At 71.8% G+C, this 5,326-nt stretch carries 6 protein-coding genes and 1 pseudogene; 6 read left to right on the top strand and 1 reads right to left on the bottom strand.

Translation table 11 applies throughout. The annotated features are described in order from the left end of the window. From R6V09_RS45000 to R6V09_RS45020, 5 genes and pseudogenes are all read left to right on the top strand, one after another. A pseudogene (locus R6V09_RS45000) lies at positions 1 to 233 on the top strand (MSMEG_0567/sll0787 family protein); the annotation flags it as partial. After that, a complete protein-coding gene (locus R6V09_RS45005; RefSeq protein WP_317887263.1) occupies positions 230 to 1,081 on the top strand; it encodes a carbon-nitrogen hydrolase family protein in 852 nt (283 codons plus the stop codon). The pseudogene R6V09_RS45000 and the gene R6V09_RS45005, both read left to right, overlap by 4 nt. Continuing rightward, positions 1,078 to 1,914: a carbon-nitrogen hydrolase family protein gene (locus R6V09_RS45010; protein WP_317887264.1), complete on the top strand. Its 837-nt coding sequence runs from the start codon at positions 1,078 to 1,080 to the stop codon at positions 1,912 to 1,914. The genes R6V09_RS45005 and R6V09_RS45010 overlap by 4 nt, the downstream gene beginning before the upstream one ends. Next, on the top strand, positions 1,911 to 2,996 hold the full coding sequence (locus R6V09_RS45015) for an MSMEG_0565 family glycosyltransferase (RefSeq protein WP_317887265.1): 1,086 nt from the start codon (positions 1,911 to 1,913) through the stop codon (positions 2,994 to 2,996). The genes R6V09_RS45010 and R6V09_RS45015 overlap by 4 nt, the downstream gene beginning before the upstream one ends. Positions 2,997 to 3,062: 66 nt before the next feature. Further along, the gene (locus tag R6V09_RS45020; protein WP_317887266.1) at positions 3,063 to 4,238 is read left to right on the top strand and encodes an acyl-CoA dehydrogenase family protein; all 1,176 of its coding nucleotides are present in this window, start codon (positions 3,063 to 3,065) and stop codon (positions 4,236 to 4,238) included. A 4-nt stretch (positions 4,239 to 4,242) separates the two neighbouring features. Here R6V09_RS45020 and R6V09_RS45025 read toward each other — a convergent pair whose 3' ends face one another. Continuing rightward, complete coding sequence (locus R6V09_RS45025) at positions 4,243 to 4,764, bottom strand: adenylate kinase (RefSeq protein ID WP_317887267.1); 522 nt, start codon at positions 4,762 to 4,764, stop codon at positions 4,243 to 4,245. A 56-nt stretch (positions 4,765 to 4,820) separates the two neighbouring features. Between R6V09_RS45025 and R6V09_RS45030 the strand changes: the two genes are divergently transcribed. Then, positions 4,821 to 5,326 (top strand): ADP-ribosylglycohydrolase family protein (locus tag R6V09_RS45030; RefSeq protein ID WP_317887268.1); only part of this gene is annotated, 506 nt, incomplete at its 3' end.

The raw sequence follows: 5,326 nt of genomic DNA on the forward strand, positions 1-5,326 counted from the left end.
TGGCCGCCGTGCCCCGCCCCGCGGGCGCGTCCATGGGCGACTGGCTGACCTGTTTCCCGGGTTTCGCGATGCTCACCGCCGACGGCCCGGACGCACCCCCGCTGCCGGCCGGGCCCGCAACGGGCGCTGTGTGCGGGGAGTTGACCGCCGGGCAGGGGGTCGGGCTGCGCTGGCCCGACGGAGAGATCACCGAGGCGGTCGCCTCGACGGTGACCGGAATGGGGACGGCATGAGCACGCTGCGGATGGCGGCCGTGGCCGCCGAGTTCGGCCGCGACCTGGAGGAGGACTTCGCGATCGCCGAACGGCTGATCAAGGAGGCCCGGGAGCAGGGCGTACGGCTCCTCGCCCTGCCGGAGGCGTGCCTCGGCGGATACCTGTTGAGTCTGGACGACGACAGCGCACTGGACGAAGGGCCGCCCGCACTCGCCCTCGACGGCCCGGAGATCCGCCGACTGGCCACCCTGGCCGGGGAGTTGACGGTCGTCGCGGGGTATTGCGAAGCCTCCGGGGATGCCCACTACAACAGCGTCGTCTGCGTCACCGGCGACGGCGTCCTCGGCAACCACCGCAAGGTCCACCAGCCGCTCAGCGAGGACGCCAGCTACGCGTCCGGCGACCGTTTCCACGCCTTCGACACACCGGTCGGCCGGATCGGCATGATGATCTGCTACGACAAGGCGTTCCCGGAGTCGGCACGGGCGCTGGCCCTGGACGGTGCCGAGATCGGGGTGTGCGTGTCGGCCTGGCCGGGCGCGCGGACGAACGCGAGCGCGGATCTGGAGAAGGACCGCTGGAAGCGGCGTTTCGACCTGTTCGACCGGGCCCGCGCCCTGGAGAACCAGATCGTGTGGCTGTCCGCCAACCAGGCGGGTACCTTCGGGTCGCTACGCTTCGTCGGCAGTGCCAAGGTCGTCGACCCGGGCGGCGAGATCCTCGCCGACACGGGTGTGGCGTCCGGCATCGCCGTCGCCGAACTGGACGTCGCACAGGCCCTGGAGACCGCCCGCCGGTCGATGGGACACCTGCGCGACCGGCGGCCCGAGACCTACGGACCAGCCCCGGGAGCAGTCAGCGTATGAGCACCGTCCGGATCGCGGCCGCGGCCGCCCACTTCGGCCGCGACCTGGAGTTCGACCTGGCCCGCGTCGCGAAACTCATCGACGACGCCCGCGGCAACGCCGCCGGACTGCTGGTCCTGCCCGACGCGGCTCTCGGCGGCTATCTGTCCGACCTGCGTCATCCCGACCCGCAGGCGCTCCCCCCGGCCCTCAAGCCGGACGATCCGCTGATCCTCCAAGTCGCCCGGCTGGCAGCCGAGATGGTGGTGTGCGTCGGCTACTGCGAGGACGGCGGGACCGAGCGCTACAACGCGGCCGTGTGCGTCAGCGGCGACGGCGTCCTCGGCCGGCACCGCAAGGTGCACCTCCCGGCCGGTGAGGTCGCCGCGTACACAGCAGGGGACCGCTTCGACGCCTTCGACACCCCGGTCGGCCGGATCGGCATGCTCATCGACTACGACAAGACCTTCCCCGAATCGGCGCGTTCGCTGGCCCTCGACGGCGCCGAGATCCTCGCCTGCCTGTCCGCCTGGCCCACCAGCATCACCAACCGGGCCCCGCGCATGGCCCAGGACCGCCAGGCCCGGCTCTTCGACCTGTACGACCAGTCCCGCGCCGCCGAGAACCAGGTCGTCCTCGCCTCCTCCAACCAGACCGGCGCCATGGGCGGCATGCGCTTCCTCGGCCAGGCCAAGGTGGTCGGCCCCGGCGGCGACATCCTCGCGCGCACCTGGTCCAAGGCCGGACTCGCCGTCGCCGAGATCGACGTCGCCGCCGAGACGGACCGCGCCCGCCGCGTCCTGCGGCACCTGGACGAGCGCCGCCCCGACGCCTACCGGGAGTCCCGTACGTGAAGATCGCCCTGCTCAGCTACTCCACCAAGCCGCGCGGCGGGGTCGTCCACACCCTCGCCCTCGCGGAGGCCCTCGCGGCACTGGGCGAGGACGTCACGGTGTGGACGCTTGGCCGGGGCGGCGACGCGGGCTTCTTCCGCCCGGTGGACCCGGCGGTACGGCTCCACGTCGTACCGTTCCCGGACGGCCCGCCCGAGGAGACCGTCGGCGCCCGCATCCTGCGCTCCATCGCCACCCTCCGCACCGCCTTCGACCCCACCCCCTACGACGTCGTCCACGCGCAGGACTGCATCAGCGCCAACGCGGCCGGCCGCTGTGTCCGCACGGTCCACCACCTCGACCACTTCACCACCCCCGAACTGGCCGCCTGCCACGAGCGGGCGATCGTCGAGCCCTACGCGCACCTGTGCGTGTCGGAGGCGGTCGCGCGGGAGCTGGCCGAGGGCTGGGACATCGAGGCGAAGGTCATTCCCAACGGGGTCGCATACGACCGCTTCGCCGTCACCGACCCTGCCGAGCGGGCGAGTTGGCGCGCCCGTCTCGGCCCGTACGTCCTCACCGTGGGCGGCATCGAGCCCCGCAAGGGCTCGCTGGACCTGCTGGAGGCCTACGCCCTGCTGCGCGCCGCGCGTCCCGACGTCCGGCTGGTGATCGCGGGTGGCGAGACCCTCTTCGACTACCGCGACTACCGGGCGAGTTGGGAGGCGCGGGCCGCCGAACTCGCCGTAGAACCGATCGTGCTGGGGCAGGTCGCGGAGGACGCGCTGCCGTCGCTGGTCGCCGCGGCGGACGTGTTCGCCTTCCCGTCGCTCAAGGAGGGCTTCGGGCTCGCCGCGATGGAGGCGCTGGCCGCGGGAGTGCCGTTGGTGGTACGGGATCTGCCCGTGCTGCGTGAGGTGTTCGGGGGCGCCGCGCGTTTCGCCGCCACGCCCGAGGAGTTGGCCGCGGAGCTCGGTCACGCCCTCGCCGTCGAGGACCCGGCGCGGCGGGCCGCCGGACGGGAGCTGGCCGCCCGCCACACCTGGGACACCGCGGCCCGTGGCCACCTCGACTTCTACCGGTCCCTCAACTCACCTTGCTGAGCACGGGCGTTGACACCGTGTGCGATCCGCGTCACGGTGAGGACCCGTAGTGCTCGGAGGTCGCCCATGGCTCCGCTCCCGTCCGATGCCGGTCTCGTCGAACGCGTACGGGAGTTGCAACCCCTGCTCCGCGAACGCGCGTTGCGCACCGAGCAGGAGCGGCGGGTGTCGGCCGACGTCGTGTCCGCGCTGACGGACGCCGGGGTGTACCGGATGAACGTCCCCCGCCGGTACGGGGGTTACCAGAGCCGGTTGAGCACGCAGGTCGAAGTGGTGGGCGAGCTCTCCGCCGGGTGCGGGTCGACCGGGTTCATGGCGCTGATCCAGGCGGGGTGTTCCTACATCGCCGCACTGTTCCCGGACGAGGCTCAGGACGAGATCTTCACCGGTCCCGATGTGCGGGTCGGCGGCACGCTCATCCCGGATGCCGTGGCGGTAGCGGCGGACGGCGGCTATGTCGTCAACGGCACCTCGGGCTTCGCCACGGGCTGTCAGAACGCCGACTGGCATCTGTTGACGGCCCGGGTCGAGTCCGAAGGCGGTCCGCCCGAGGTGCTGTGGACCGCCGTACCGATGTCGGATCTGGAGATCCTCGACGACTGGTACGTGTCGGGGCTGGCGGGCAGCGGAAGCAACAGCGTCGTCGCACGGGACGTGTTCGTGCCCGCGCACCGCGTCCTGCCCGTCGGGCAGTTGCTGGGCGGCGGCTTCCCCTCCAAGGCCAACGCCGACGACCCCTTCTACCGGATGCCGGTCCTGATGCTGTTCTGCGCCTGGACCGCACCGAACGCGCTGGGCCTGGCGCGGGCGGCCCTCGCGGAGTTCACCGAGCGCATCCACCGGCGGGGCATCACGTACACCTTCCACGAACGGCAGTACGAGGCGGGTGTCACCCATCTCCAGGTCGCCGAGGCCGCGTTGAAGATCTCCTGCGCCGAACTGCTGACCGCCGAGTTCGTCGCCCGGATAGAGTCCGCGGCCGACAACGACGAACCGTACACACAGGCGGAACGCGCCAGGATCCGCGCGCAGAGCGGCTATACGACCCGGCTGTGCAAGGAGGCCGTGGACCTCATCGCGTCCGCGTCGGGCGCGTCCTCGCTGCACCGGGACGTTCCCGTCCAGCGCGCGGTACGCGATCTGCACGCGCTCAGCCTGCACTCCTTCGTCAACCCCAGCACCAACCTGGAGCTGTACGGCCGGGTCCTCTCCGGACTCGACGCGGGCACGCCCTTCCTCTGACGGCTCAGCCCAGGGACACGAGCCAGGCAGCGGTGTCGCGGGGGTGGGCGAACCGGCGTGTGGTGAGCGGGGCGAAGCGGGGGTCGCCGGTGCGGCGTTCGATCTCGCGGCGCCTGCCCGCGTGCTGGGACCAGGCCCACCAGGCCGGGTGCTCGTGGCTCAACCAGCCCGTCCAGGTCTCCCTGTTGCCGCCGAAGACGCGCTCGCGGGTGACCGTGCGCCGCAGGGAGCGGCGCAGTACGCGCGGCATGATCACATGTTTCGCGTAGTCCAGCCAGAGCACCGTGTCGGCCTTCTCCCAGAGCAGGTCGCGGACTTCGGGCGAGCCGATCGAGTCGATGATCCAGCGGGGTTCGGCGGTGAGCCGTAGGACGTCGTCGGTCAGGGTCTCGTTGACGGCCCAGTCGGGGCCGGTGAAGTACAGGGCGTCCATCTCGTGGTACGGCAGCTTCAGCCGCTCGCTCACGCCCCGGGCCAGCGTGGACTTGCCCGCTCCCGTCGCTCCGACCACCAGGATCCGCTCCATCCACGCACCCTAACTACGATGTGCGATGCCCGCCGATCATTAACAGGAGCCCCATCATGAGCAGTCCGATACAAGCCCACGCCTCCCTTGACGGTCTGGTGACGGGTGACGCCTTCGGGGACGGCTGGTTCACGCGGTCCGACGAGCCCGCCGAGGAGCTGTTGGCCGCGCGGGAGCTGCGGCCCGCGCCGTGGTTGTGGACGGACGACTCGGCGATGGCGTTCGTCCTGTTCGCGCATCTCGTGGCCCACGGCGAGGTGCAACCGGACGCGCTGGCAGGGGAGTTCGCCGCCGAGTACGAGCGGGAACCGGGGCGCAAGTACGGTCCGTCCATGCACGGTGTGCTGCGCCGCGTCGGCGAGGGTGAGGACTGGCGGGCGGTCACCACGGGGCAGTTCGGCGGGCAGGGGTCCTACGGCAACGGCGCCGCGATGCGGGTCGCCCCGTTGGGGGCTTGGTTCCGGGACGACCTGAAGATCGCCGCCGAGCAGGCCCGGCTGTCCGCGCTGACCACCCACGCCCACCCGGAGGCCGTCGCGGGGGCGGTGGCCGTGGCGGTCAG

Origin of the sequence: Streptomyces sp. W16 (genome assembly GCF_033194735.1) — a bacterium.
Classification (GTDB): domain Bacteria; phylum Actinomycetota; class Actinomycetes; order Streptomycetales; family Streptomycetaceae; genus Streptomyces.

Excerpts from the sequence above, each read along its gene's own strand:
- R6V09_RS45005 (WP_317887263.1), top strand. The coding sequence starts at position 230 with ATGAGCACGCTGCGGATGGCGGCCGTGGCCGCCGAGTTCGGCCGCGAC.
- R6V09_RS45010 (WP_317887264.1), top strand. The coding sequence starts at position 1,078 with ATGAGCACCGTCCGGATCGCGGCCGCGGCCGCCCACTTCGGCCGCGAC.
- R6V09_RS45020 (WP_317887266.1), top strand. The coding sequence starts at position 3,063 with ATGGCTCCGCTCCCGTCCGATGCCGGTCTCGTCGAACGCGTACGGGAG.
- R6V09_RS45025 (WP_317887267.1), bottom strand. The coding sequence starts at position 4,764 with ATGGAGCGGATCCTGGTGGTCGGAGCGACGGGAGCGGGCAAGTCCACG.